Here is a 25,982-nt window from a genome sequence, read left to right as displayed (position 1 = left end):
AATTTATTTTTCAACCTACACCCACCAGCTGTCAGTCATACAAAAAGACAAGTAATAATTACCTGTCTTTTTATTTTTCATATAAGTTATTTTAGTTATGCTAATTTGATAAAATTGTTCAGAAATACTTTTTATTACCCCAGAGATTACTCTTTTTTAAATCTACATATTCATTATAGGCACGTTCCAGTATCTGTTTTTCATTAGAAAACTTTAACATATGGTATGCTTCATGAAATTTGTAATATCCGGAATCCATAAAATATTCTTCTCTTTGTGGTTTGCTGTAATAGCTATCAGACATCATTAAGTACCAATGAACATCCTTTATTACTGTATTCTGCGGTGTGCTGAATGTATACTGGCTCTTGCCGATATACTTAATAATAGAAGCATCCGTTCCAGTTTCTTCTTTCACTTCACGTATTGCTGTCTCCTTATATTCTTCGCCTTCCTCCACAGTCCCTTTTGGCAGAACCCAACCTTCATATTTATTTTTATAGTTCTTATACAGTAGTAAAATCTTTCCTCTGAATATAACTACACCGCCACAGCTCGTTGCTTCAATCATCGCAATCCCTCCTGTATATTGGTGTGTCGATTTTTCTACTAACAGTATACATCATTTTTCATAATTGTTCAACTAATATTTATGCAATACTCACAAATACATCCTATCTCCCATGTCATTTTCAACGCTGACTAATGAAAATGCGCCAAATATAATATCAATTTACTTATTATTAAAGTAAGTTTTGAATATTTTAGAAGCAATGGGTACCGCATATTCACTACCGGTTCCTACACTTTCCACGATTATACTTACGGCAATTTCAGGCTTTTCAGCAGGTGCAAAGCCAACAAACCAGGCATGGGCCGGTTTATTTTCAACATACTCTGCAGAGCCGGTTTTACCTGCTACGGTGTAACTCTTATTATTTAAAGCCGACCCAGTTCCGCTTTTTACCACTTCACGCATAAAGGAAGTCATGATCTGGGCCTCATCCGGTGTAATCAAAGTATCGTAAATCTCCGGCATGTATTTTTTAATTACTGTACCGCCCTGATTCTCAATATGGTCAACTACATAAGGTTTCATCATAACCCCGCCGTTGGCTATGGTTGACGCAATCAGAGCATTATGAAGCGGAGTGATCTGGGTTTTTCCCTGACCGATTACCGTCTGAGGTATTTCACTCTTAGGAGATTTTGAGGTCAGAACATAACTACTTTGATTATATGCCAGATTGGTTGGCAAAGGTTCATTAAATAAAAATCTTTCGCATAATTTATGAAAAGAGGCAACATCCAAGGTAATACCGATATTGGCAAAGGAGGCATTACAGGATTTTGCAAAAGATTCTTTTAAGTCTTCTTTTCCGTGAACCTTGTTATTATAACAGTTAATCGTTACACTATTAAATTTACCTTTACCTGTACAATCATAAGTATAATCCTCATAATCAGGATTTTCTTTCATATATTCCAATGCCGTAAGTATCTTAAAGGTGGAGCCGGGTGGATATAATCCTTGAGTCGCACGGTTAATTAGGGCTGAATCATTATCACTGTCTTTTAATAAGTCTTCCCATAAAACATTAATATTATTTGGGTCATAGTCAGGTTTTGAAACCATTGCAAGTATTTTACCTGAGGATGGTTCTGTTACCACCACCGCGCCTTTATTATCTCCAAGCGCTTCATAGGCAGCTTTCTGAAGCCTGCTGTCAATCGTAGTAACTACATTGTCCCCGATATTTTTTTCTCCGGATAATTCCCTTAGAATTTTACTGATTTCATTGTTATTGGAGGTTAGCAGGTGAAAATTCTCAGAAGCTTCAATACCGGTCTTTCCTTTAGAAAAGCGCCCTACCACATGGGCAAACATACTTCCAAAGGGATAAACCCTCTTTTCTTTTCCTTTTTTATCTGTAACGGTATGAGCCAGAATCTGACCATCCGAAGAGATAATATCACCTCGAACAATCTGTTCCGCCAGCAAATCCTGCCTTTGATTATAGGCATTATTAATTACCTCCGAACTTTGGGTAACCATAAAATTCACAAAATACCCCAGTACCAATACAAATAAACCTGCAAAAATATAGGTAACCAGCATGATTTCCCGATTCGTCTTTTCCTTTTTTGCAGCTTTTATCTTCGGTACTGTTATTTCGTTCTCTGGAGAACTCTCCTTGTCTTCGTGAAGTGCCTGATTTAAGGCATTGATTTTATCCGATTTAAATGCGGCTTTTACTTTATTCAGTTTCTTTTTTGCGTTTTCTTTTTCTTTTTTCAATATTCTCATTCCTGTCCTGACCCAGTACATAAAGTCCCTGGATCACACTAAACATTATTATGCTGCTTAATATGGAACTGCCGCCGTAACTGATAAGGGGCAGAGTAACACCGGTAGACGGGATAAACTTGGTTACTCCTCCGATAGACAAAAAAACCTGGAAAATATACATAATACTAAGCCCTAAAGCTATCAGTTTATAAAAGGTATTATTTAACTTCATTGCAATGTTTATAAACATAACGAAGGTACTGATGCAGATTAAAATCAGGCAGACAGCAAAAAGACCGCCCATCTCCTCCGAAATTGCCGAGAAAATAAAATCACTTGCCACTACCGGAATACTGGTTGGAAGTCCATGATATAAGCCCATGCCAAACCACCCCCCGGTTCCGATGGCAAATAAGGACTGGGATACCTGATACCCTTCTTTATCAATTAAAGACCAGGGATTTCTCCAAACCATAACTCTTACCCGGACATGGTTAAACAAGTGATATGCCAGATAAGATGCTCCGCTCCCTGCAATTAATCCCGCGAAAAAATAGATTGGCTGGGAGGTTGCTACAAATAACATAACCAGATAAGTGATAAAAAATATTAATGCACCGCCTAAATCCTTTTCCAACACCAAAATAATGACATGAAGAGCCGCCAGGGCTGTTACCAATATGATATACTTAAAATCTGTCCTTTTTGATAAAAGGGCTGCAATGCAAAAAACAAATATCAGCTTCACAAATTCCGAAGGCTGAAAGGTGATACCTGCAATCCTTATCCAGTTGGTAGCACCGTAATTTTCAACCCCCCAGACGAATACGGAGGAGAGCAATAAAACTCCAAAGACACCATATATCCATCCTAATCTTGCTAAATGTTTGATCTTATCCATCAGCAGCGGAATAACCAGACACAGCCCCAGGGCTGCGGAGGCTATGAGAAACTGTTTTACTGCTTTGTCAAAGGATAATCTGGTCAGCATTACATAACCGGTGGTTATGAAAAATAACATATTATGAAGAATCTGTTTGGAAAGATTCACATAGATCCATTGATAAAGACATAAAACCAGTATCATTGCCGCCGCTTCCATTGCATATAAAAATATTGTCTTTACACTTTTTACATTCAGATATAGTACCAGATAGCAGATGAAGTGAAATGCAAATAGCAGATAGCTCATTCTCCGGTAAATCCTGTTTTGTTTCTTTTTATCTTCAAAACCAAATACACGGAACGCATAATAGGTATAAACAGCAATCAAAACAATATTGATATATTTCGAAAATTCCGTAATTATATTAACCAATCCCACTCAACCCCTTTATAAATCGTTTCATATATCCGGTCATCTATTCTACGCCACGCTTAAAGTGTCCGCGTGTGAAATCTTTTATCTCATCAATATTCCTGCTGCCAAAGATATAACTGTCTACAAATGCTCCGAGGATTTTTCTTGTTTCCTCATAGGATTCATTCGTAAAATTTAACCTTATATGCCTGGTCTTTAGTTCCTTTATCTCATCTGTATTAGAAAGCAGGGACAAACACTGACTATTATATATGGTATTAAAACACTCTCTGCAATGCCGTTTTACCCGGAAATTCTTATTAAACCGGTCGGTTAATACTGACTCATTCCAATCAATCCCACAGCAGGGAGTATCACTAGTCTTCGTATAATTCTTATTGCTGCCCCCAGTCACTGTCTTTATAAGGCATTGAGCGGAGATCATAAGCGGAAGGTATCCATATACAATAATATCATGGAAGACACGATCCATCTCTTTTAATTCATTATAGTTTAATTCCACTGGTGCCGTAAAGTTACTGATGCCTAAATCCTTCCAAAATTCCGCTCCGGATCGGTTCATAACATACAGGTTATAATCCGTTATCAGTTCCTTATTAAGAACTACCGTCTGTAACTCTTTGGTTACAAAGTAATACTCTTCATAACAACGCAAAATATATCCATTAATAGTATTGTCTGTCAATATGGTTTTATTCCGCAGAAAATTCTCATAAGTGGCTTTGCGGAAGATAAAGGGCAGAAGTAGGTAACAATTTTTCCCTTTATTTCTAATATATCCGGTTAGTTCTGTTAAATCGGTAAAGGGTACTGCATCACTTTCTAAGTAAATATTAGTGACTTCCGGCACTTCACAGGCCGCCAGAGCCTGTTCTTTCGTACTGACTGCTGCACTGATCCCAAGAGTTTTTTTGTCCTCCTGATATGACAGTGTCCCCTCCTGTTTACAGTCCTGTTTATTATCCTGTTCCTTAAGAAGACCGTATGCTGCACTGCGTCTGTATTTTAATGCAATCGCTTCTGACAGGGCTGTTATACCATTTCTTCGTAATTCATTGATTTTTTGTACCGGAATAAAGGAGTTTCCCTCCAGCAGTATAGTTAAATCCTTAAATTCATAGGCCGTATCATTGGTTTTTATGAGCTGTTTTCTAAGCTTGTCCTCCGTCATAGGCTGATTTCTGGCTTCTTGTGCAAGATCTCCGATGACTTCTGCAATCGTATCCTTGTAAAAAAGTCTAAGCTTTATCGGTTTACCAGTCTCAACCTTTAATTCTCCGGATATCAGTATTTTATCCTCTTTTTCCAGATATTCCGCTGATAAGGCGTTTATTAATCTATTATTCTTTGTCCGGTAAACACAATTACCAGGCATAATCCTGATGCCTTTTTTAAAGTTTGCAGAATACTTGTTTTCTTTCACTTCTGCTGTTTTTACGGTAAATTCATACAAGTTCTCCGATCCATCCCTGATTTCTAAAATATCCTGGGCATTAATATCCTGAATCAGTTTAATTACCGCCTGATTATTCTTTACTCCAACAACATTACCCACCTGTACACCACTATGGTTTGGGCGGTTTAATGAGATCATGGATTTTCCGTTTCTTTCACTGTAATATCCTGGGGTAAATCCTCCCCGGTTATATAAATCCTGCAAGTCCATAATATCCTGATTTATTTCAGATTTATGAGTCTGGCGGAAAATTTCATATTTTTCTTTGCCAAGTTCCAGGTATTTATCCGTATATTTACGGTATGCTGCTGTGACACCGGCAGTATATTCTGGCCTTTTCATCCTTCCTTCGATTTTAAAGGAATCAATTCCGGCTTCAATCAACTGAGGGATCAGATCCAGTGTGCACATATCCTTAGGACTTAACAGGTATTTATCCTCCAAAGCGGATACCTGTTTGCCATTATTTAGCAGCTTATAGGGCATACGGCAGGGCTGGGCACATCTTCCTCTATTCCCGCTTCGCCCGCCAATCATACTGCTCATAAGGCACTGACCGGAATAACAGTAACATAACGCACCATGGACAAAAGACTCTATCTCAAGGTCCGTTCCCTCCCTGAGGCTTTTTACTTCCAAAAGCCCTAACTCCCTGGCCGTGACAATTCTGGTAACACCCTTATTCTTAAGAACCTCTGCTCCCTGAGCCATCGTTAAGGACATCTGGGTACTGGCATGAATAGGCAGTTCCGGAAAGTGCTTTCCGATAAACTGCAGCACCCCTGTATCCTGTACAATAACAGCATCCAGTCCCTGTTTATAATATGGAAAGAGGTAATCATAAAGCTCCTGCTCCAGTTCGGAGTTTTTCAGCAAGGTATTCACCGTCATATATATTTTTTTATCGTGAATATGGATATAATCTATGGCACGAAGCATGGTTTCATCCGAAAGATTATCGGCATATGCCCTTGCACCGAATTTTGTCCCGCCTATATAAACCGCATCACAGGAAGCATTTACTGCTGCCACCAGGCTTTCATAGGAACCTGCCGGGGCTAATATTTCAATTTTTTTCATTTTAATTCCATTGCACTGCCGCAAAAAGAAAGGTTATAAGTTGTTTTGCGGCATCCTTTCAGTAATTATGTTTTCTTTTCACCTCTGTGACATGGCTTCCCATCACCCGCTATTGGCACATGATAATCAAATGGCACTTGATAATCAAATGGCACATGATTATCATATGGCATTTGATTATCAGCCAGAATATAATAAGGAAGCGTTCCGGGTTAACTATCATATTTTATACACTTTATCTTAAAAAATGAGCTGCAGCAAACTATAAGTTAATTCCCTGCACAAGTACCTGTGTAAGTAATATAAATTATGAGTTTTGCAACAGCCTTCTTTTACTATTTATTTTCTTTATTCTTATCCATTAATTCCGTTTCTAACCGGATATTGGTTTTCTGTGCTTCGTATAATTCTTTTTTCAGCGCTTCTATTTCCTTTGCAGCCGCTTCCAGTTTCGTCTGAGTGGATATTAGTTCATGCTTTATTTCAAAGATTTCATTGCCTTTACTCTCATTTTCAATTTCGATCTCTTTTATCTGATTACGGATTTTAAAATAATCATCCGCTATATTGATTTCCATCAGAATGCCTTTCATTTCTGAATCCAGCAATTTATAAAAGTCCTGCTTTTTAAACTCCTGATGTTTATTATTAATATAAGATGCAACCTTCTGAAGGTATTCTTCACTTTCATACCCTCTTAAAGTATATCTTTTGTTATTGATGATTACTTCGATATTGTTCATCTTATTCATGTAATCGCTCCTCAGATTTATAGTACCGCCTGTAATAGGGCAAGGATGGAATTTTATCATTTCCGATAAGTTACATTATAAACTATCTCTTCCAGTTACACAAGCTTTTCTTGCCCCAGTCCAAAATGCTTATATGCCAGATCCGATACTACCCTGCCTCTTGGAGTCCTTAAAATAAGCCCGTTCTGAACCAGATAAGGCTCATATACTTCTTCAATGGTTCCGGTATCTTCACCGATGGTAGTTGCAACCGTTTCAATTCCAACTGGTCCGCCTCCAAACTTTTCAATCATAGTAAATAAAATCTCCCTGTCGGTATTGTCGAGACCTAACTTGTCCACTTCCAGTAAATCCAGAGCAAAATCTGCTACTTCTTTCGTAATATAACCGTCATATTTTACCTGGGCAAAATCCCTGACCCGCTTTAACAGTCGATTGGCAAGCCTTGGCGTACCCCTTGAGCGCCTGGCTAGCTCTAAGGCACCTTCTTCATCAATCTTAACCTGGAATACTTGTGCAGAGCGGCTGATAATTACCTTTAACTCGTCTACCGTATAAAATTCCAGACGGTTAACTACCCCAAACCGGTCACGTAAAGGCGGGGTAAGCATTCCTGCCCTGGTGGTGGCCCCCACCAGAGTAAACTTTGGCAGATCCAGTCGAATGGATTTGGCAGATGCACCTTTTCCGATTACAATATCAATTGCGTAATCCTCCATAGCCGGATATAATAGTTCCTCCACCTGTCTGTTTAGCCGGTGTATTTCATCTACAAATAAGACATCACCTTCCTGCAGATTATTAAGGATAGCTGCCATCTCACCAGGTTTTTCAATTGCAGGTCCTGAGGTAACCTTCATATTAACAGACATTTCATTGGCAATAATCCCTGCCAATGTAGTCTTACCAAGCCCGGGAGGCCCATAAAACAGGACATGATCCAGACTTTCCTTCCTTCTCTTGGCAGCTTCAATATATACCTTCAGATTTTCCTTTGCCTTGGTTTGTCCAATATAATCCTCCAGAAGCTGAGGTCTTAAAGTACTCTCTATTTTTTTGTCTTCCTCGATTAAATCTGTTGTTATGATTCTCTTTCCCATTTTGCACCCAGCTTTTCAATTATAGTAAGCTTTTTAAACTTTGCTTTAATACATCTTCCGAAGTCATACCTTCTTTAATTTCCGTATTTCTTACAACTTTGGCCGCATCGGTAGCGGAATAACCTAAAACCACCAGTGCCTCGATTGCCTCTTTTCTGATATCGGCAGCAACTGAGCCGGTACCCTTAAGGGGTGGCTGTCCCTCCATCTGATTTATCAGTTTTTGCTCAAATGCATCTTCTAGTTTCAACTTATCTTTTAATTCAATAATCAGCTTACTAGCTGTTTTATTACCGATTCCGGGGGCTTTTGCTATTGTCTTTACATCATCGGATAACACGGCAAACCGCAAATCATCCGGAGTAATTGCAGATAAAATTCCTAACGCACCTTTGGGACCGATGCCATTGACGGTAATCAAGAGTTTAAATACCTTTAAATCGTCACGGGTCAAAAATCCAAATAACCCGATGGCATCCTCTCTGACATACAGATAGGTATATACCTTTAGCTGGCTGCCGGTTCTTGGCAGACTGTCTAAAGAAGAAAGGGGCATACGAACTTCATAACCCAAGCCGTTTGCCTCTATCGTGATTCCTTCTTCGCTCACTTCTGTTAATTCACCTTTTATGTACGATATCATATAACACCATGCCTTTCAATCAAGTTCCTGCTTAATCTTTCTTTATTATAACCTTAATAAAGGAATTAAGCAAGAACTTTCAAAACAGATGTTCGTTATACACAGAACCCACAACACACTCCTGTCAGAAGCAGCTATACTATAAAGCCTTAAGGATTACATATTTATATCTACATTAAAGTTGAGAATAAATTCAGTATTCTCTGATAAGTTTTTAAATACCAGGGACGGTTCTTCCAATCCTGATAGGTTATTAAAAGACTGATGTCCATAGTATCTAATAAGTCATCCTTTATCACATCAATGGCCTGTCTGTTACACATCCACAGTCCGCATTCATAATGGAGATAAAAGCTTCGGTAATCCATATTGATGGTTCCGACAATTCCGCAGTCTTCGTTAATAATAGTTTTTGCATGGATAAATCCAGGTTTGTATTCGTAGATTTTAACGCCGGCCTCCAGTAGCTGCCCATAATTATAATTGGTTAATCTTTTTACATTCTTCTTATCCGGTATATACGGAGTTATGATTCTAACGTCAATACCGCTTTTAACTGCGGTAATCAGCGCCTGCTTCATATCGTCCTCAATAATAAGATAAGGTGTTGTAATATAGACATATTTCTTAGCATAATTTATAATCTGCATGTAAACTGTTTCAATCGGATTATTAGGGTTATTAGCCGGTCCGTCGGATATGACATGGCAGTATACATCACTTGGCTCAAATTTCATTGTAGGACGATAGGTATCATAATCAATTCTTGTATTGTTGTTGCAGATTTCCCACATCTGCAGGAAGGTAACCGTAAGTCCCCAGACTGCATCACCTGCAACTCGAACCGCATTGTCCTTCCAGGTTCCAAACCGTTTCACCAGGTTCACATACTCATCCGCCAGATTCATACCACCGGTATATCCAATATTACCGTCTATTACAATTATTTTCTGATGGCTTCTATAGTTCATATACAATTTATCCGTATATTTGTGGATTGGATTAAAAACAGCTATTTCAAACCCTTCCGCTTCCAGATTCTTTCTGAAATTCTTTGGAGTCCGAAGGGTTGCACCAAAATCATCATACATAAATTTAACCCGGATACCTTCTTTTATCTTTTGGAGAAGGAGTTTATGCATATTATCCCAGAGAACCCCTTCACCGACAATAAAGAAATTAATCAGTATGAACTTTTTGGCATTCTTTATATCTTCAAATATGGCTTCAAAGGTATCCTCACCCATTGGATAATACTGGATCTGATTATTCTTAAACAACGGGAAGTGCTGAGATTCCATATATCTTGAAATCCTGCTTTTGGTAGGATATTTTAAAGCATATTCTACCGCCAGATCAGAATCATAGTGCAGATACTGATAACCATGGTTTAACTTGGCGAGTACTTGTTTTTCTATTTTCTTCTTTGAACCCGCTTTTCCCCATAGGGCATACATAATATGCCCGGTTAAGGGCAGGATGAGTACAATACAGATCCAGCCGATTTTGTAAGAAGGACTTCTGTTATCATTAACCAGACCAATCGTTACAAATATACTGAATATCTCAATAATCATATAAATATAAATTGTGGACGCACTAAGCCAATATGTAAGCAGAAAAAGAAGAACAAACTGAATTAAAACTAATATTCCTACTAAAGCAACACGTAAAAAACCGCTTAAGTAGCTTTTACTCGTTCCTTTTAAATCATCACTTAAAATATTGCTCATATTACACCACCTCTCTTTTTTAATACTTTTTATAAATCTTTCTTTTAAACTAGTTAATTCCACTTCGTGACGCATGGAGCGCATATCGGGAAAGGCTTTTAACAGACGTCGTTGAACAAAACTAGTCTTGCTCTCTCTGACCTGTAATCTGTTTAGATACTCTTTTACATGTCCTTCTATCTCCAGACGCAGTTTCTTGAATTCAAACCCGTCTTTTGTCATATTTCTTTCAATTAATTTATCTCTGTTATCCTCCATAAATGATTTTATGCCATCCAACAGTTCAGAAGCTTTATAGACAGAGAGCCTGCGTTTTAATTCTTCTTTGGTTTCATAAATTCTGCTCTTTTCGATATAATCCTGAAAATCTGTTTTAAGTCTTTGAAGATCTGAAAGCACCCTATCCAGCTTAAGAGTATGTACCACCGTTACAGTTGTATCGGAGAGAAGGAGCGTAATTATTACATATCCTGCATATGTTCCGTACTCTTTCGGAATGGCATCTAATAGCTTAACCATAGCCGGCTGTAATAATTCCGTCATAATAAGGGATAAAACACCCCAAAATAAGGAGGCAGCTAAGCAGATCCGCCCATTCACATTGAATTTTTTATCACTGTAATCCCACCATTTAGCATGAAATAATTGTTCCATAAGAAGAGACGTGATATATTCAAGTAAAGTCGCTAAGACCATACCTCCGGTAAATATCAGCAGATACTGATTCCGGTACCGCCAGAATACAATATAAACCATTGTAGCGCCGGCTCCATAGATAGGAATAATCGGTCCGTTTAAAAAGCCTCTGTTCACCCAGCTTTTCTTCGTAATCGATACGAAAGTGCTTTCATAGATCCAACCAAGAAATGAATATATAATGAAATTATAAAAAATATCAAAAAAATCAAGTCCAAGAATTTGTATGTCCCACATAGTAATCCGCCTTTAATTGGAATATCAAAAGATATTATGCATATTTTAACATATATAACACATGAAATACACATTTATTTTACAATTTTATTCTGCTCTTGTAAAGTTAACCATTTATGATAAAATAATTAGGGTAAGGTTAAGAAACTTTGTCGATTAAGGAAAAAAACATGAAAACAATCCATACAATATTACAAATTAATCCTTCCTATCCTTTAATGTACCCTTATAACTGGGAGGACATTATCTTTTTTGATATAGAAACTACAGGTTTTTCAGCAAATACTTCTTATCTGTATTTAATTGGCTGCATGTATTATAAAAATAACACCTGGCAGATGACCCAGTGGCTTGCGGATGATATGAACAGCGAAATTTCTATCTTAGAGGCCTTTTTCCAGACCTTAAAATCCTACAAACGCCTGATTCATTTTAACGGCAGCGGCTTTGACATCCCGTTTATTCTGCAGAAATGCAGACGCCACCACCTGGATTACACCTTTGATAACCTAGAGAGTTTTGATATCTATAAGAAAATACTCCCTTTTAAAAAAATGCTGCCTCTTCCAAATTATAAGCTGAAAACCATTGAGCAATTCGTGGGTCTTAACCGCACAGACATATTTAGCGGTGAAGATCTGATACAGATTTATGCCAATTACTTAGGACGGGTCCAATATGAAAAATTAGCCGGAAAAAAATCCGTCTCCGTCAGCCAAAAAGTCAATTTGACAGATATTATAACCCATAAAGAAAAGGATAATACCAAGAATCTGACTTCTGAGGAATTATCCCAGATACTTCTTTTACATAATCTAGAGGATGTAAAAGGCCTGATTCAGGTTGCTGATATACTCTATTATTGTGAGGTACTAGTTACCCCGCCCCTTACTGACCCCTTGACCCTGAAAGCAACCATATCTGACGATCCGAATGAAGCTTTTATCCACTTTTCAATTACGCTCCCTTATCGTCTGCCACAACCGGTTACTCTGCGTTCACCATTTCCTTTGTTTATGCAGGATATGGAAAATGAAGCGCAGATTCCCTGTTCCATTCGGCTTTCACTGGATGAAAATCAGATGAAGATTATACTTCCAATATATGAAGGTGAACTGAAATATTTCTTTGATAATTACAGAGATTATTATTATTTACCCAAAGAGGATACCGCCATACATAAAAGTGTTGCCCAATATGTGGATAAGGACTTCAAGGTAAAAGCCAAACCCGGCACCTGCTACAATAAAAAATACAGCCGTTTTCTACCTCAGACAGATTCACAGTTTTCACCCTGGTTCAAGAACAGCTTTCAGGATAAAATAACTTATTTTGAACTTACTAACGAAGCTTTCAGGGAGCCTGAAAAAATTTATAAGTATATACAATCACTCCTTCAATATATTATAACGAATAAGTCAACCATAATACTTCAATAATTTCACAATATTTTTATTAGTATAATATAAAAAAATTAAACCATACTATTTTCCATAAAGACTGCCGCAAAATAAATCAAACCATACGCAGATATAAATCAAGCTTTCTGGGATATTATTTTGCAGTAGTTATTATTAGTCCATAAGAAAGGAGATAGTTATGGCAAATACCAAAAACAAAGCAGGTAAAAATAATTCTGCAACCAGTAAAGCTTCCCAAAAGAAATCCGGCAGTTCCAGTACAGATACAGATACCAGGAAACTTCCTACCTTCACAAGTATAGACAGCACAGATACGGATGACAGGGAACGCCGTGATGGTCCTGGCGGGAATTAAAGTTTTTCATGAAAGAGGCTGTAGCATATTTCAGGATTAAGAACCTGAAATATGCTACAGCCTCTCCTTTATTCACAATCTATCTCTATATCAAACATAAACTTCAATTACTAATCTTTTTTGATAGTCTTTTCCATAACTTTGTTGCTAAAGAAATTATAATATAAATAATAAATATATTAATTAAGAAAGCCAGCACATTGATATTCATAGACATAAAGGGAGTTCTTTCAATAGGTATATCATGAATCGTTATATAAGGGATTGGATACCCGAATGTAGTTTCAAAACCATCAGCATAACGATATGGCAATAGGTAGGTAAACAACACCATCAGCCATGCTGATAAATTCAATCTTCTTAGGTTCAATTTGTTTGATTTCAAATCCATTATTCCCCACCTCCTACTTTATATATTACAATATAATTAATTGATATGCAATATCGAATAAAAATGACCCCCCCCAAAGACTTAGCAGCATCCTAGTATGCTGCCTAACGCCTAAGTATACCCGGTGCTGCAAAATATCACCTACTATTGCCTCCATGTAAAAAGGCTTTCCGAAGAACTTCGGAAAGCCTTAATTTTACTCTTACTAGTCTTGAGGAATGATTTCTTTCTTGTTATAAGATCCACAAGCTTTGCAAACTCTATGTGGTACCATTAATGCACCGCACTTGCTGCACTTAACTAAGTTAGGGGCAGACATTTTCCAGTTTGCTCTACGGCTGTCTCTTCTTGCTTTAGAAGATTTATTCTTTGGACAGATAGCTCCCATGATTACACCTCCTTAAAATTATTGAATATATCTCGGATAACTGACATTCTGGGATCGGAAACCGTATTATCACAGTTACAGGAACTCTTATTCAAATTCGTTCCGCAAACCTTACATATACCCTTACAGTCCTCATCACACAGAACCTTCATGGGAAAGTCTATAAGGATTTCGTTATAGACCAGTAAATCTACATCCAGATCATATCCATTAATATAGTTTGTTTCGTCTAGCTCCTCGATACGGTCATCTGACCCTTGCTTGAAATCTAAATTCTGTAGAATCTTTAAATCAAACCAGGTTTCAACTTTCTCAAGGCATCTGTTGCACGGAATTAATAAAGATAATTTTGCTTCGCCCTCAATTTTCACTTTCCGATCGCCCAAATGGGATATGGTCAGATCCACGAAAGACTTGCTGGCAAAGGGATATTCTATTCCCTCCATACAAAAACTCTCTAGTTCGATAGGTGCTTGTATATGTTCGATATTGCCTTTAACAGACATTATCTCTGATAAATTAATAATCATGACAATCTCCTATCTTTAAAAATTCGCACTTCTTATATTATAGTCAGACAGCCATGTTTTGTCAATGGCTATTTTACTATTTTATAACCATATTATAGTATTACCGGTATAATCTTAATACCAGTTTGACATAATTCCAAATTTATGGTATTACTAGTTTTATTGGCATTACCGCATTTATTCCATTATCCGTTATACCGGTTCAACCACATTACCTGTATTACAGTAAAGCTACGGTTTCTCTTGCAATAGCAAGCTCTTCGTTTGTTGGTATTACACATACCTTAACTTTGGAATCTTCCGTAGAAATAATAATTTCCTTACCTCTGGTATTATTGTTCTCCTGATTCACTTTTATACCAAGGAATTCTAAATAAGAAAGAACACTTGCTCTTACATTACAGTCATTTTCTCCAAGTCCTGCTGTAAATGCAATTGCGTCAACTCCATTCATAGCAGCCGCATAGGAACCAATATATCTAGCTACACGGTATACGAATACTTCCGTAGCAACTCTTGCTTTTTCATTACCAGCTTTTGCTGCTGCCTCTAAATCCCTGAAATCACTGGAAACACCGGACATACCGTATACACCGGATTTCTTTTGTAAGATGTTCATGATTTCTTCAATGGATTTATTTTCTTTATTAGCAATAAACTCAATAATTGCAGGATCAATACTTCCGCTTCTGGTTCCCATGATAAGTCCTTCAAGAGGTGTAAAGCCCATGCTGGTATCTACCGATTTACCGTTTAATACAGCAGTAATACTTGCACCATTACCTAAATGACAAACAATAATCTTTGAATTCTTTTCCTCTAATTTAGCTAAATCCATTGCTTTTTTTGCAACATAGCTGTGACTGGTTCCATGGAAACCATATCTCCTTATTTTATATTTTTCATAATATTCATAAGGAAGACCATAAAGGTAAGCTTTCGCAGGCATAGTCTGATGGAACGCCGTATCAAATACCCCTACCATAGGAATGCCTGGCATAATTGCCTGGCAGGCACGGATTCCGATTAAGTTGGCTGGGTTGTGTAAAGGTGCTAAATCATTACATTCTTCAATGGCTGCTATCACTTCCTCAGTAATAACTACGGAAGAGGCAAACTTCTCACCGCCGTGTACAACTCTGTGTCCTACCGCACCAATCTCACCAAGGGTTTCAATTACGCCATGGTTTTTGTCGATAAGTGCTTCCAACACAAGTTTAATGGCTGCTTCATGGTTTTCCATAGGGGCTTCTAAAACCACTTTTTCGCCGCCTGCCGGTGTATGGTTTAATCGACCGTCGATGCCAATTCTTTCGCACAGTCCGACTGCTAATGCTTTTTCGCTCTCTGAATCAATCAACTGATATTTCAGTGATGAACTGCCGCAGTTAATAACTAAAACTTTCATATTTTTCTCCTTTAATGTATACATATAATTTTATGGATAAACGGCAAAAGGCAGGTTCAATAGCTCCTCCTACCTTTTACCACCTACTTATTAAGTTGTTCTTTAAGCACCTGCTTGTACTGCTGTAATTGCGATAACACCAACGATATCATCCGCAGAGCATCCTCTGGATAAATCATTAACAGGTTTTGCAATACCCTGAGTGATTGGTCCGTAGGCTTCTGCTTTTGCAAGTCTTTGGGTTAATTTATAACCAATATTTCCAGCATCAAGGTCAGGGAAAATCAATACATTCGCTTTTCCGGCGATATCACTGCCAGGAGCCTTAGAAGCACCAACGCTTGGTACAATGGCTGCATCCAGCTGATATTCTCCATCCAGTTTAACTTCTGGATATAATTCTTTTGCTATTCTTGTAGCTTCTACTACTTTATCTACATCAGCGTGTTTTGCACTTCCTTTGGTGGAATGGGAAAGCATAGCTACAACTGGTTCTTCACCTACTAATAACTGAAAGCTCTTTGCTGAACTGCCAGCGATTGCAGCTAATTCTTCTGCGTTGGGATTCTGGTTTAAACCTGCATCAGAGAAGATAAAGGTTCCATTAGAACCATATTCGCAATTCGGAACAACCATAACGAAAAATGCAGAAACTAATTTTGTACCAGGTGCTGTTTTAAGAATTTGAAGAGATGGTCTTAATACATTAGCAGTTGCATTAATAGCACCTGCTACCATACCATCAGCATCACCTGCTTTAACCATAGTTACGCCAAAGGTAAGATAATCCTTGGTTAGTAATTCTTTTGCAGCTTCCGGAGTCATTCCTTTACTTTTTCTTAATTCTACTAAAAGATTAATATAAGACTCCAGCTTGTCTGTAGCAGCTGGATCTACTATAGAAGCTGCGGATAAATCAAATTCTGCACCTTCCTTTTTAATGGCTTCTTCATTACCTACTAAAACGATATTTGCAATTCCTTCTGCCAATATTTTAGAAGCAGCCTCCAATGTTCTCTTATCACTTGTCTCAGGTAATACAATTGTCTTTTTGTTTTGCTTTGCTCTTTCCTTAATTGCGTCAATAAATCCCACGTCAATATCTCCTTTCGTAAATAACACACCTTTTAGGCAGTCGTTTAAAGCCTGCCTTTTTATGGCAGACATTCTTTATAATTATTACATGCTATGATAGGTAAACCGATTTGTTTAACAATATCAAATAGCAAAATCTCAGATACATTATAGTCCAAATGTAATTGGTATACAAGTAAGAATTCAATAATTTTTATAAATAATTCACAATATATATTTTTATATACCAAAACATATCCAGTCTCCTATGTAAACGACAGGAATTTTTCATTCAGATCATTATATTTCTTTTTTATGTCGGCATAAATATGCAGCGTTTCAAAGGTATTTCTGTTAACATTATCCATGATTTCATCAAAATGCGCGGATACACATTCGACTGTATCCGGGCAAAGCTTACCCTTGTCGGAATCGTTCTTAATAATCGTCAGAATCGTTTCTTTGTCAAAAGATTCTTTATAGCTTCTTTTACCGCACAGGGCGCTTACTATGTCTGCTACCGCAAGAATTTTCTGTGGTATGGTCAGCTCCTTAACGGTTAAGCCTCTGTGATATCCGGAACCATCTATCTTCTCATGATGGCTGATGGCGATCTCAAGAATATCCGGATTAATGTATTCCTTTAAAATATATTCACTGGTCAGGACATGATTCTTCATGATTGCCATTTCTTCCTCCGTTAATTTTCTGGGTGCTTCTAAGATACTTATAGGTGTTGAAATCTTTCCGATATCATGAAGCAGCGCTCCATAATGAAGAATCTCTCTCTCATATTCATTAATCCCTCTAAGTATGCCGATTTCATCTGCTATACTTACGGTAGTAATCGTATGCATCACTGTATATTCACTTCTAAAATCAATTGAATATATCAACATTCTTATAAAAGCTTCTTTTTCATCCTGTGCAAAGCTGACCTCCCCAAAGATCTGATTCAGCTCGTTCATATATGTATTATCCTTTAACTTATTGATAATATGGTACTCTTTATCTGCCTCTTTAAATAAATCCAGTGCTTTTTTTGAAAATTTGGTATCCAAATATTCCATAAAGAGTTTATCCACATCGATATCTTCATGATACATCAAGCTGACATCAATCCGGTCCGCCAGATTCAGATAACCTGCCAGAGCTTCATAAGGGCTATTAAGTTTTATAAGTTTATTATAATCGAGATGATGATACAAAACAATTTCTGCGATGTTGTGAAGGGGGGACAGATACTTTAGAAACAGATAGCCGTAAATGGAATGCCCCCAGACATTCGTGGTTTCAAATTGGACCATTTTATCCAGTTCTTCATTCTTATAAGCTCCTATATCATGAAGCAGCGCTGCTATAGTATAGGAAAGAATTTCATCTTTTTTATACCGGTTTTCATACGTCAGCATCTTATTAATTATATAACTTACTCTTTCTCCATGATGTATGAGCCTTCCGTCTATTAAATTCAAGGTTTTTCTAATAATATTCACTAAATTTCCGCTGCTGATAATATCCATGGTGTTTTCCTTTCCATTGATAATTTTCTCTTAAGTAATTTGTCGAAATTTATCTATAATTGTTCATTTACATAGTAACATATGATAAGCGGACTAGCAAGTCCTGCCAAAAGGATATCGCCAATATTATTCTAATATTGGCGATATCCCGATTCATTTAAAACATAAAATTGTAGGATTTTAGTAAAAAAATGGATGTTTGAAATCTAATGTACTTTCACTAGAATTTCTTTAGTTTATTGACGGATTGTGGCAGTTTAGGCTGATAACCTAAAAATACGCAAGCTGAATTGGCAGTCTTTTTTGCAGTTCCCATTGCTAATTTTGATACTACAGTTAAAACCTTGTTTTCCATTTCATTTTTCATATTGCTACCTCCATTTAAATGATTGGTTTATAGTGTTATGTATGTCACTTCATGATAACTAATTATACTTCATTTGGAATTTTTTACAAGATTATTTGCATATTCTACATGTTTTTTGTCTATTCTACATGTTTGCAACCAGGAATGGTCCGATTCACATAGAAACCTGCTAATGCAATCACCAGTTCGTAACCCAGACTTAAGGCCAGAATAAAACTAAGTTCCTTCCATTCAACCATCCGAAATATCAGTACCAGTCCAAATTCGATAATTATGATGAAACCTGCCTTGCTTTTGTAGTAAGTCCTCTCCGCATCCTCAAGTGGTTTGTTGCCCGTTTCCACCGGTACAATCAAAAACAGGAATAAACTTGCAGCCAGAGCCAGTACCAGGCTGTATTCCATCATGCTATCCGGCAGAAAAACAAGAAAACAGAGAAAGGAAATCACCGTTGCACAGGACATAACGTAACACTTAAGGGCTGTACCGGCGTGATACCCTCCCGAGCTTTCTCTTAAAGGGATAAAGGCTGCCAGAAACACCAATAATTCCGGGAGTCTAAAAAAAACAGCCCCAATCACCAGATAAGATATAATATGGAATGCTTTCATCAGAAAGGTTTCCATGCCGAATTGATAAACCTCAAAATCTTCTTTTGCAATTATATTCTTCTTTACCAGCTTGTTCGCAAGACTCTTTGATGCCTTACCAAACATGTAAAAACTCCCCCTCCACTTTTAATCCTGAACAGCACATCTGCAGGTCATAAGAACATTGAACTTTCTGCATCTTAATTTTTATTGTATCTTTGAAAAGAAAAATTATCAATATCTCTTGTCTATTCTACATGTTTTTTGTCTATTCTACATGGTTTACTTTTTAATCCTGGCGTCCCTGCTTGGATAATATAATACTGCACACAAACATATTTCCTTCTTTTTGGATATTAAAATCACCGTTGTATTTACTAATTACATTAATAACGTTTGGAAGACCAATGCCGCTGTGGTTTTTCTTGCTGGATTTCATATTGTTGCCTACGCCGGATATGGTTTCCTTTAAGGTATTCTTAATTGTAATTACAACCAGATTATTAAAAGCACCAACCTGCACTACAATCGATTTACCGCTCTCTACATCTCCTAAATCCTGACAGGCTTCAATTGCATTATCAAGCAAATTGGCAAATATCGTTGTCAGGTCAATATTATCGATAAAGTTAAGATCTACTTCCTCAATCCTACAGGAAAAATCAATCTTCTTCTGCTCCGCCACCCTCATCTTGTCATTTAAAATAATGTTTAACATACGGTTATCGGTATAATCATTTAATCGGAAGGAATCCAGCTTATGGCTTATTTTTTTGGAGTATTCTACTGCGGTTTCGCTCTCTTTATGCCGGTATAATTCTTCTATTGCCCTGATATGGCGTTTAACATCATGCAATATACTTAGGGATTCTCTATACTGCTGTTCTATATTATCATAATACTGGTACTGCATTTTAGACTGTTGCAGAAACAGATTGTTTTCATATTGAAGCCTATTGTTATCTGAGGCAAATTCTAAAAACTTTAAAAAATGCGTATTAATTATTACAATTCCGGTTATTGTTATAAGTACCAGTACTAATTCCCCGTCAGAAAAGGAATCCTTTAAAAGCACGGATAAAATATAGATATTGATAATACTAAACAGGGCATATCCAAAAGCAAAAAGATACTGCTGATGAGTCAATTCATTGATGTTTTTCTTCTTAATAATTTGCAGGATAACTGCATGGCTGATTAAAATCACAAAAACCTGGCTTATGGTAACATTAAACAAGGGTCTTAATTTCTCTGATTCCATCGCTATGGGCAGAGTGGCAAATAGGTAATTTAAAAGGACAATCCCGATGGATTCACAAGCCCCCATACTAACAACAATACAAATTATGTAAAACAATTGTTTTAATGACCGCCCATAATACAGCTTAAAGGCAATGTATTCTGAGAGTCCGATCACGGTAATCAGATTAATCCATCCGTTATGTAAAGCATTAACTCCAGCCAGGATAATAATGAAGACTACCTTGACCATATGGTATAGTAATTTTTTCTTACTATTTCTTTCAAATAATTTATCCAGAAAATCCATTATAATACTAACAGATACCATGCTGGATAAAAATAATCCTACGATAAAAACCATGTAATTCATTGTTCCACCTCAGACAACTTAACTATTTCGTACTATGTTCCAATTTTTTCTGTAAAAATTCTCTCATAGTCCGTTTTACTTCCGATGCCCGTTTTTGAGCAACCGGAATAATGTCACAATTTAACATTATAATTTCATCTTTTAAGTAATCTTTCATATTATTAATATTTACCACAAAACTTTGATGAGGTGTTACAAAATCATATTGGTGAAGTTTCTCCTCAATGGAGGCAATGGTTTCATAGAGCATAAAATTACCTTTTTTGGTTACAGCCTTAAGTTTGCGGTCTACCCGCTCAAAATAGTAAATGTCGTCTATAGGCAGACGGACACTATTTTTTCCGGCATTAAAAGACACGATATGATATTTATATTCCTCATTGAGCTTTTTTCTCAATATTTTTTCCAGAGCTTCGTCAAGCTGTTTATAAATCTGTTCCCTGTCAACAGGCTTTTCCAAATATTCAAAGGCGTGTACCGAAAGTGCTTCTTTCGTTAGCCCGGAATAACTGGATAAGTAGATAATTTCTACGGTTTTATCCTTTTTCCGTAATTTTTTTGCTGTTTCAATCCCATCTATACCAGCCATCACAATATCAAGAAATATAATATCGTATTCCTTTTCTTCTGACATAAGGCTCTCCCCATTATGGAATATATCACAGCTTATCTCCTCATCCCTTTCTTTATTATATTGAGTAATAATTTCCTGCATCTCGTCTGTAACCATGATATCATCATCACATACAGCTATATTGATCACAATAATCCCCCCTTTTATTACCAATAATACTATTATAACTATTTTTTGGGAATAAAGGAAGTAATAAATTCTTACCAGGATATACAGCAGCATATTTCCTTTTTATTTTATACAGCTACTTGTAAAATAATTCTGCTTATATTATCATGGAATTACTGATTTTATTAAGATAAGTCTACTATTTCGTCACCCACATAAGGAGTAACACTATGAAAACCGTTGGTCTGATTACTGAATATAATCCCTTCCATAATGGGCACTTTTACCACCTTCAGGAAGCAAAACGAATAACCGGTGCCGATTATGTTGTCGTCGTCATGAGCGGTAATTTCGTACAACGGGGAGTTCCTGCTTTCATGGATAAATACAGCCGTACCAAAATGGCTCTTTCCTGTGGTGCAGACTTAGTTTTTGAACTTCCGGTCTGTTTTTCCACAGCGAGCGCCGAATTATTTGCTCTCGGAGCTGTTTCCTTACTGGACAAGCTTGGTATCATTGATTTTCTCTGCTTTGGAAGTGAATGCGGGGATATCACCCATTTAAAAAAGACAGCCGCAATCTTATTAGAGGAACCTCAGGAATACAAAACCGTATTGAATCAATTCCTAAAAAGCGGAAAAACCTTTCCTGCTGCCAGAATGGAGGCAATAAAAACCGTCTCACAAGATATTAGTGCTGATGTGTTAGCTTCCCCCAACAATATTCTAGGGATCGAATATATTAAATCTCTCTTGAAGCTGAATAGTAACTTAAAGCCTGTTACCATCCAAAGAATATCCGCGGATTACCACTCTATGGAACTCTCCTCCCTTAAGGAATCCTCTATAAGCAGTGCTACTGCAATCCGTAAGAATCTCCGGGAAGAAAAGTCACTGTCTCATTTAAAGAATCAGATACCTGAACCTGTATATAACATATTGCTGGAAGAATATTTAAAGTCCTACCCGGTTTTTGAGGAGGATTACTCCCTGTTGCTGCAATATAAACTAATGCAGGAAACCAGTGACTCTTTAGCCGCCTATACCGATATTACCCCTGATTTAGCCCACCGGATAACAGATATTAATATTCAGGGGTTGACCTTTTCAGAGCTGACAAAGCTGGTTAAGACCAGGCAATGGACCCTTACCCGAATCAACCGGGGGTTGATTCATGTTTTATTAAATCTGTATTCCAACAATCTTGATACCTATAAAGCTGCTGGTTATACCCAATATGCCCGCTTGTTAGGTTTTAAGAGAACCTCCTCTCATTTGATTCGAGAAATTGTTAAAAACGAAAAGATACCGGTAATTACAAAAATGGCTGATGCCAAAAAATTGCTCAGTAATACCGGATTAACCATGTTAGGGGAAGACATCTTTGCCTCTCATCTATACAATCAGGTGATATATAATAAATACGGGACTGCAAATAAAGATGAATATACCCATGGAGTTATTATAGTATAATTATAAGGAGGTCATACCAAATGCATATAATAAAAATTACCAAGGATAAAAAAAGATTCCTTGATCTGCTCCTTTTAGCAGATGAACAAGAAGACATGATTGATAAGTACCTGGCTCGGGGGGATATGTATGCCCTTTACGATGGTGATTTAAAAAGCATAGGTGTCGTTACGAAGGAAGATGAGGATGTGTATGAAATAAAAAATATAGCAACCTATGAAAAATACCAGGGAAAAGGCTATGGCAAACAACTTATTAACTATATCTTTGATTCCTACAAAGACAAATGCAAAACGATGCTTGTAGGTACCGGAGACAGCCCTTTAACTATACCTTTTTATGAATCTTGTGGTTTTGTTGTGTCTCATCGGGTTAAAAATTTTTTTACGGATAATTATGACCATCCAATATACGAAGGCGGTGTACAGTTAGTTGATATGGTTTATCTTAAGAAAACCTTCACATAAAATCCGATATTTTTATTTTGAAACCGCAGCCTATCTACTTTTTATAATAGCACGATAAATGAAATTGTAAATAACATTTGCAGAATCTACATATTTTTTGCATATTCTACAACAAATCAAAAAGAGAAGAAGTAAAACCGAAGCAGCTTAAACGGCTAGCTTGTATTTTTACTCTTCTCTTTTTGGAAAATAAGGATTAACTTATATGTTTTATTTCTAAACGTTTCATTTCTAACGATCTATTTCTAATCTATTACCTTCTTATTACTCATAACTTATTCTGCTGCTAATATAATTTTATTTCATCAATTCTTCCATCTCATCCAAAAGCTGTCCGAATAAAGTAAGTGCCTGTTTTACCGGTTCCTTGGTACTCATATCAACACCGGCTTTCTTAAGAAGTTCAATCGGATAATCGGAACTGCCGCCGCTTAAGAACTTATTAATATAATCCTCTACCGCCGGCTGACCTTCTTTTAATATTTTTCTGGAAAGGGCAATGGCTGCGGAATATCCTGTAGCATATTGATATACATAAAAAGCATTATAAAAGTGAGGGATTCTTGCCCATTCCATATCAATTTCAGGATCTATTACAATGTCATTACCAAAGTAGCAGATATTAAGGTCACGGTAAATCTGACACAGGGTATCGGCAGTAAGCGCCTCCCCGTCCATAGATTTCTTATGGGTAATCATCTCGAATTCAGCAAACATAGTCTGTCTGTAAATAGTAGTTCTGAATTGTTCCAGAAAATGATTCAGTAAATATGCCCTTTCCTTTTTATCCTCTGTTTTACCAAGGAGATATTCCATTAGTAAGGCTTCATTACAAGTAGACGCCACTTCTGCAACAAAGATTCGGTATCCTGCATAAGTAATAGGAAGTGCCGCATCCGAATGGTAGCTGTGGAGCGCGTGTCCCATTTCATGGGCAAGGGTAAATACATTATCCAGGGTATCCTGATAGTTAAGCAGTACATAAGGGTGAGTGCCATATGCTCCCCAGGAATAAGCACCGCTTCGCTTTCCTTCATTTTCATATACATCAATCCAGCTGTTTTCAAAACCTTCCTTTAAAACCCTTCGGTATTTATCACCTAATGGCTCCAAACCGTTATAAACCATTTCTTTGGCTTCTTCAAAGCTAATCTTCGTATCTGCATCTGTAACGATGGGAGTGTATAAATCATACATATGAAGTTCTGTAAGACCTAAGAGCTTCTTGCGCAATGCAACATATCGATGCATAAGAGGCATATATTCATGTACTACTTCGATTAAATTCGTATATACAGATAAAGGAATATTGCTCTTATCTAGTTCCTTCTCCATGGCGGAGGGGTACTTTCTTACCTTGGCAAAAAAAGCTTCCTGTTTCACGTTGGCACTAAAGGTTGCAGCCAAGGTATTCTTGTACTTTTTATAAGTTGCATAAAGAGTCTGGAAGGCATCCTTTCTGACTCTTCGATCAGAACTCTCCATATAGGAAATGTATCTGCCATGAGTCAAATCCACCATCTCACCATTTTCATTTTCAATCTGTGGGAATTTAAGATCGGCATTGTTAAACATAGAAAATATACTTTCCGGAGATTCTGCCATCTCTCCGGTATTAGCAATCAATTCTTCCATCTCTGTGGACAGGGTGTGGGGCTTTTGCCTTATGATTTCTTTGATAGCAAACTCATATTTTTTTAATTCCAGATTCGATGCAATAAAAAAGTTAAGGGTCTCCTCCGGTATACTTAAAATTTCAGGGACCATAAAGGATAAGGCGCTGCTAACCTGAACGGATAGATTCGCGGCTTGATTGGAATAGCCCTGATATTTACCTTCTGAGGTATCCTCGTGGTATTTTTGATAGGCATATACATAAACCCGTTCCATATGAAGGGAAACCTCATCATGTAACTTGTAAAACTCAAGTAAAACTTCCGCCGATTCTGCCAACCTTCCCTGATAACTACTTATTACAGGTATCAGGTCTTTTGTCTGGGCATATTCTTTTTTCCAATCTTCCTCACTGGCAAACAAATCCTCAATTGCCCATTTGTGTCTGCTTTCTACTTCACTTCTTTTTTTCAATTGTATCTTATCCATTCTTATTCCTTTCCCGGACTGCTTTTCTTATTCTGCTCCAATTATGATAACCGGTTAGAAGTCCCTCCCATAATTATACGCCAGTCCTGTTTCATTTATTATTTTTAATTTTAGTGTATTATAACATATTTTCCAGATATATGATAGTCACTTAACTTATTTTAACTGTTCTCAGCTAAAGATGCACATAGTTTATGCAATATAATAAAATCATAAGCAGGATGCCTTATG

At 37.0% G+C, this 25,982-nt stretch carries 23 protein-coding genes; 4 read left to right on the top strand and 19 right to left on the bottom strand.

Features of this window, described 5'->3' with window-relative positions; genetic code table 11:
* Positions 1-118 precede the first annotated feature (118 nt).
* The 8 genes from QA584_RS12615 to cls all read right to left on the bottom strand — a co-directional run bounded on the left by QA584_RS12615 (position 119) and on the right by cls (position 11,308).
* Complete coding sequence (locus QA584_RS12615; RefSeq protein WP_161839305.1) at positions 119-571, bottom strand: NUDIX hydrolase; 453 nt, start codon at positions 569-571, stop codon at positions 119-121.
* 162 nt (positions 572-733) lie between these two features.
* Positions 734-2,299 (bottom strand): peptidoglycan D,D-transpeptidase FtsI family protein, encoded by a 1,566-nt coding sequence (locus QA584_RS12610; RefSeq protein ID WP_278274854.1) that lies wholly within the window; start codon positions 2,297-2,299, stop codon positions 734-736.
* The gene (locus QA584_RS12605) at positions 2,259-3,608 is read right to left on the bottom strand and encodes an FtsW/RodA/SpoVE family cell cycle protein (RefSeq protein ID WP_278274853.1); all 1,350 of its coding nucleotides are present in this window, start codon (positions 3,606-3,608) and stop codon (positions 2,259-2,261) included. Before QA584_RS12605 ends, QA584_RS12610 begins: the two co-directional genes overlap by 41 nt.
* 43 nt (positions 3,609-3,651) lie before the next feature.
* On the bottom strand, positions 3,652-6,147 hold the full coding sequence (locus QA584_RS12600) for a U32 family peptidase (RefSeq protein WP_278274852.1): 2,496 nt from the start codon (positions 6,145-6,147) through the stop codon (positions 3,652-3,654).
* Between the two features lie 335 nt (positions 6,148-6,482).
* Positions 6,483-6,899, bottom strand: a complete 417-nt coding sequence (locus tag QA584_RS12595) for a cell division protein ZapA (RefSeq protein ID WP_278274851.1) — start codon at positions 6,897-6,899, stop codon at positions 6,483-6,485.
* A 95-nt stretch (positions 6,900-6,994) separates the two neighbouring features.
* Entirely contained in the window at positions 6,995-7,999 is a 1,005-nt protein-coding gene (ruvB, locus tag QA584_RS12590; protein WP_278274850.1) for a Holliday junction branch migration DNA helicase RuvB, read from the bottom strand.
* Positions 8,000-8,018: 19 nt separating this feature from the next.
* On the bottom strand, positions 8,019-8,642 hold the full coding sequence (gene ruvA / locus QA584_RS12585) for a Holliday junction branch migration protein RuvA (RefSeq protein WP_278274849.1): 624 nt from the start codon (positions 8,640-8,642) through the stop codon (positions 8,019-8,021).
* Between the two features lie 170 nt (positions 8,643-8,812).
* Positions 8,813-11,308, bottom strand: coding sequence for a cardiolipin synthase (gene cls, locus QA584_RS12580; protein ID WP_278274848.1), 2,496 nt, complete (start codon positions 11,306-11,308; stop codon positions 8,813-8,815).
* Positions 11,309-11,478: 170 nt separating this feature from the next.
* Here cls and QA584_RS12575 point away from each other — a divergent pair, with 170 nt between their 5' ends.
* Entirely contained in the window at positions 11,479-12,747 is a 1,269-nt protein-coding gene (locus QA584_RS12575; protein ID WP_278274847.1) for a ribonuclease H-like domain-containing protein, read from the top strand.
* Between the two features lie 160 nt (positions 12,748-12,907).
* Positions 12,908-13,084, top strand: a complete 177-nt coding sequence (locus tag QA584_RS12570) for a hypothetical protein (RefSeq protein ID WP_278274846.1) — start codon at positions 12,908-12,910, stop codon at positions 13,082-13,084.
* Positions 13,085-13,187: 103 nt separating this feature from the next.
* Here the strand turns inward: QA584_RS12570 and QA584_RS12565 are convergent, their stop codons facing one another.
* The 10 genes from QA584_RS12565 to QA584_RS12520 all read right to left on the bottom strand — a co-directional run bounded on the left by QA584_RS12565 (position 13,188) and on the right by QA584_RS12520 (position 21,730).
* Complete coding sequence (locus QA584_RS12565; RefSeq protein ID WP_278274845.1) at positions 13,188-13,475, bottom strand: hypothetical protein; 288 nt, start codon at positions 13,473-13,475, stop codon at positions 13,188-13,190.
* Positions 13,476-13,680: 205 nt separating this feature from the next.
* Positions 13,681-13,863 (bottom strand): 50S ribosomal protein L32, encoded by a 183-nt coding sequence (gene rpmF / locus QA584_RS12560; protein ID WP_091687525.1) that lies wholly within the window; start codon positions 13,861-13,863, stop codon positions 13,681-13,683.
* A gap of 2 nt (positions 13,864-13,865) precedes the next feature.
* Positions 13,866-14,393, bottom strand: a complete 528-nt coding sequence (locus tag QA584_RS12555; RefSeq protein WP_278274844.1) for a YceD family protein — start codon at positions 14,391-14,393, stop codon at positions 13,866-13,868.
* 220 nt (positions 14,394-14,613) lie between these two features.
* Positions 14,614-15,801, bottom strand: coding sequence for an acetate kinase (locus tag QA584_RS12550; RefSeq protein ID WP_278274843.1), 1,188 nt, complete (start codon positions 15,799-15,801; stop codon positions 14,614-14,616).
* 102 nt (positions 15,802-15,903) lie between these two features.
* Positions 15,904-16,896 carry a phosphate acetyltransferase gene (gene pta, locus QA584_RS12545; RefSeq protein ID WP_278274842.1) on the bottom strand — a complete coding sequence of 331 codons (993 nt, stop codon included), beginning with the start codon at positions 16,894-16,896 and terminating at the stop codon, positions 15,904-15,906.
* A 245-nt stretch (positions 16,897-17,141) separates the two neighbouring features.
* On the bottom strand, positions 17,142-18,398 hold the full coding sequence (locus QA584_RS12540; protein ID WP_278274841.1) for an HD-GYP domain-containing protein: 1,257 nt from the start codon (positions 18,396-18,398) through the stop codon (positions 17,142-17,144).
* A 220-nt stretch (positions 18,399-18,618) separates the two neighbouring features.
* Entirely contained in the window at positions 18,619-18,765 is a 147-nt protein-coding gene (locus QA584_RS12535) for a cyclic lactone autoinducer peptide (RefSeq protein WP_278274840.1), read from the bottom strand.
* A 119-nt stretch (positions 18,766-18,884) separates the two neighbouring features.
* Entirely contained in the window at positions 18,885-19,481 is a 597-nt protein-coding gene (locus QA584_RS12530; RefSeq protein WP_278274839.1) for an accessory gene regulator ArgB-like protein, read from the bottom strand.
* Positions 19,482-19,644: 163 nt separating this feature from the next.
* On the bottom strand, positions 19,645-20,967 hold the full coding sequence (locus tag QA584_RS12525) for a sensor histidine kinase (protein ID WP_278274838.1): 1,323 nt from the start codon (positions 20,965-20,967) through the stop codon (positions 19,645-19,647).
* Between the two features lie 22 nt (positions 20,968-20,989).
* On the bottom strand, positions 20,990-21,730 hold the full coding sequence (locus QA584_RS12520; protein ID WP_278274837.1) for a LytR/AlgR family response regulator transcription factor: 741 nt from the start codon (positions 21,728-21,730) through the stop codon (positions 20,990-20,992).
* Positions 21,731-21,939: 209 nt separating this feature from the next.
* Between QA584_RS12520 and QA584_RS12515 the strand changes: the two genes are divergently transcribed.
* The gene (locus QA584_RS12515; RefSeq protein WP_278274836.1) at positions 21,940-23,181 is read left to right on the top strand and encodes a nucleotidyltransferase; all 1,242 of its coding nucleotides are present in this window, start codon (positions 21,940-21,942) and stop codon (positions 23,179-23,181) included.
* A 20-nt stretch (positions 23,182-23,201) separates the two neighbouring features.
* A complete protein-coding gene (locus QA584_RS12510) occupies positions 23,202-23,648 on the top strand; it encodes a GNAT family N-acetyltransferase (protein WP_278274835.1) in 447 nt (148 codons plus the stop codon).
* Positions 23,649-23,945: 297 nt separating this feature from the next.
* On the opposite strand, the gene pepF is transcribed toward QA584_RS12510, so the two are convergent.
* Positions 23,946-25,751, bottom strand: a complete 1,806-nt coding sequence (gene pepF / locus QA584_RS12505) for an oligoendopeptidase F (protein WP_278274834.1) — start codon at positions 25,749-25,751, stop codon at positions 23,946-23,948.
* Between the last annotated feature and the right edge of the window lie 231 nt (positions 25,752-25,982).

This window comes from Anaerocolumna sp. AGMB13025, assembly GCF_029689925.1.
In the GTDB taxonomy this organism is placed as follows: domain Bacteria; phylum Bacillota; class Clostridia; order Lachnospirales; family Lachnospiraceae; genus Anaerocolumna.
The sequence above is the reverse complement of the archived record's forward strand: the minus strand, read 5'-3'. Positions and strand labels throughout refer to the sequence as shown.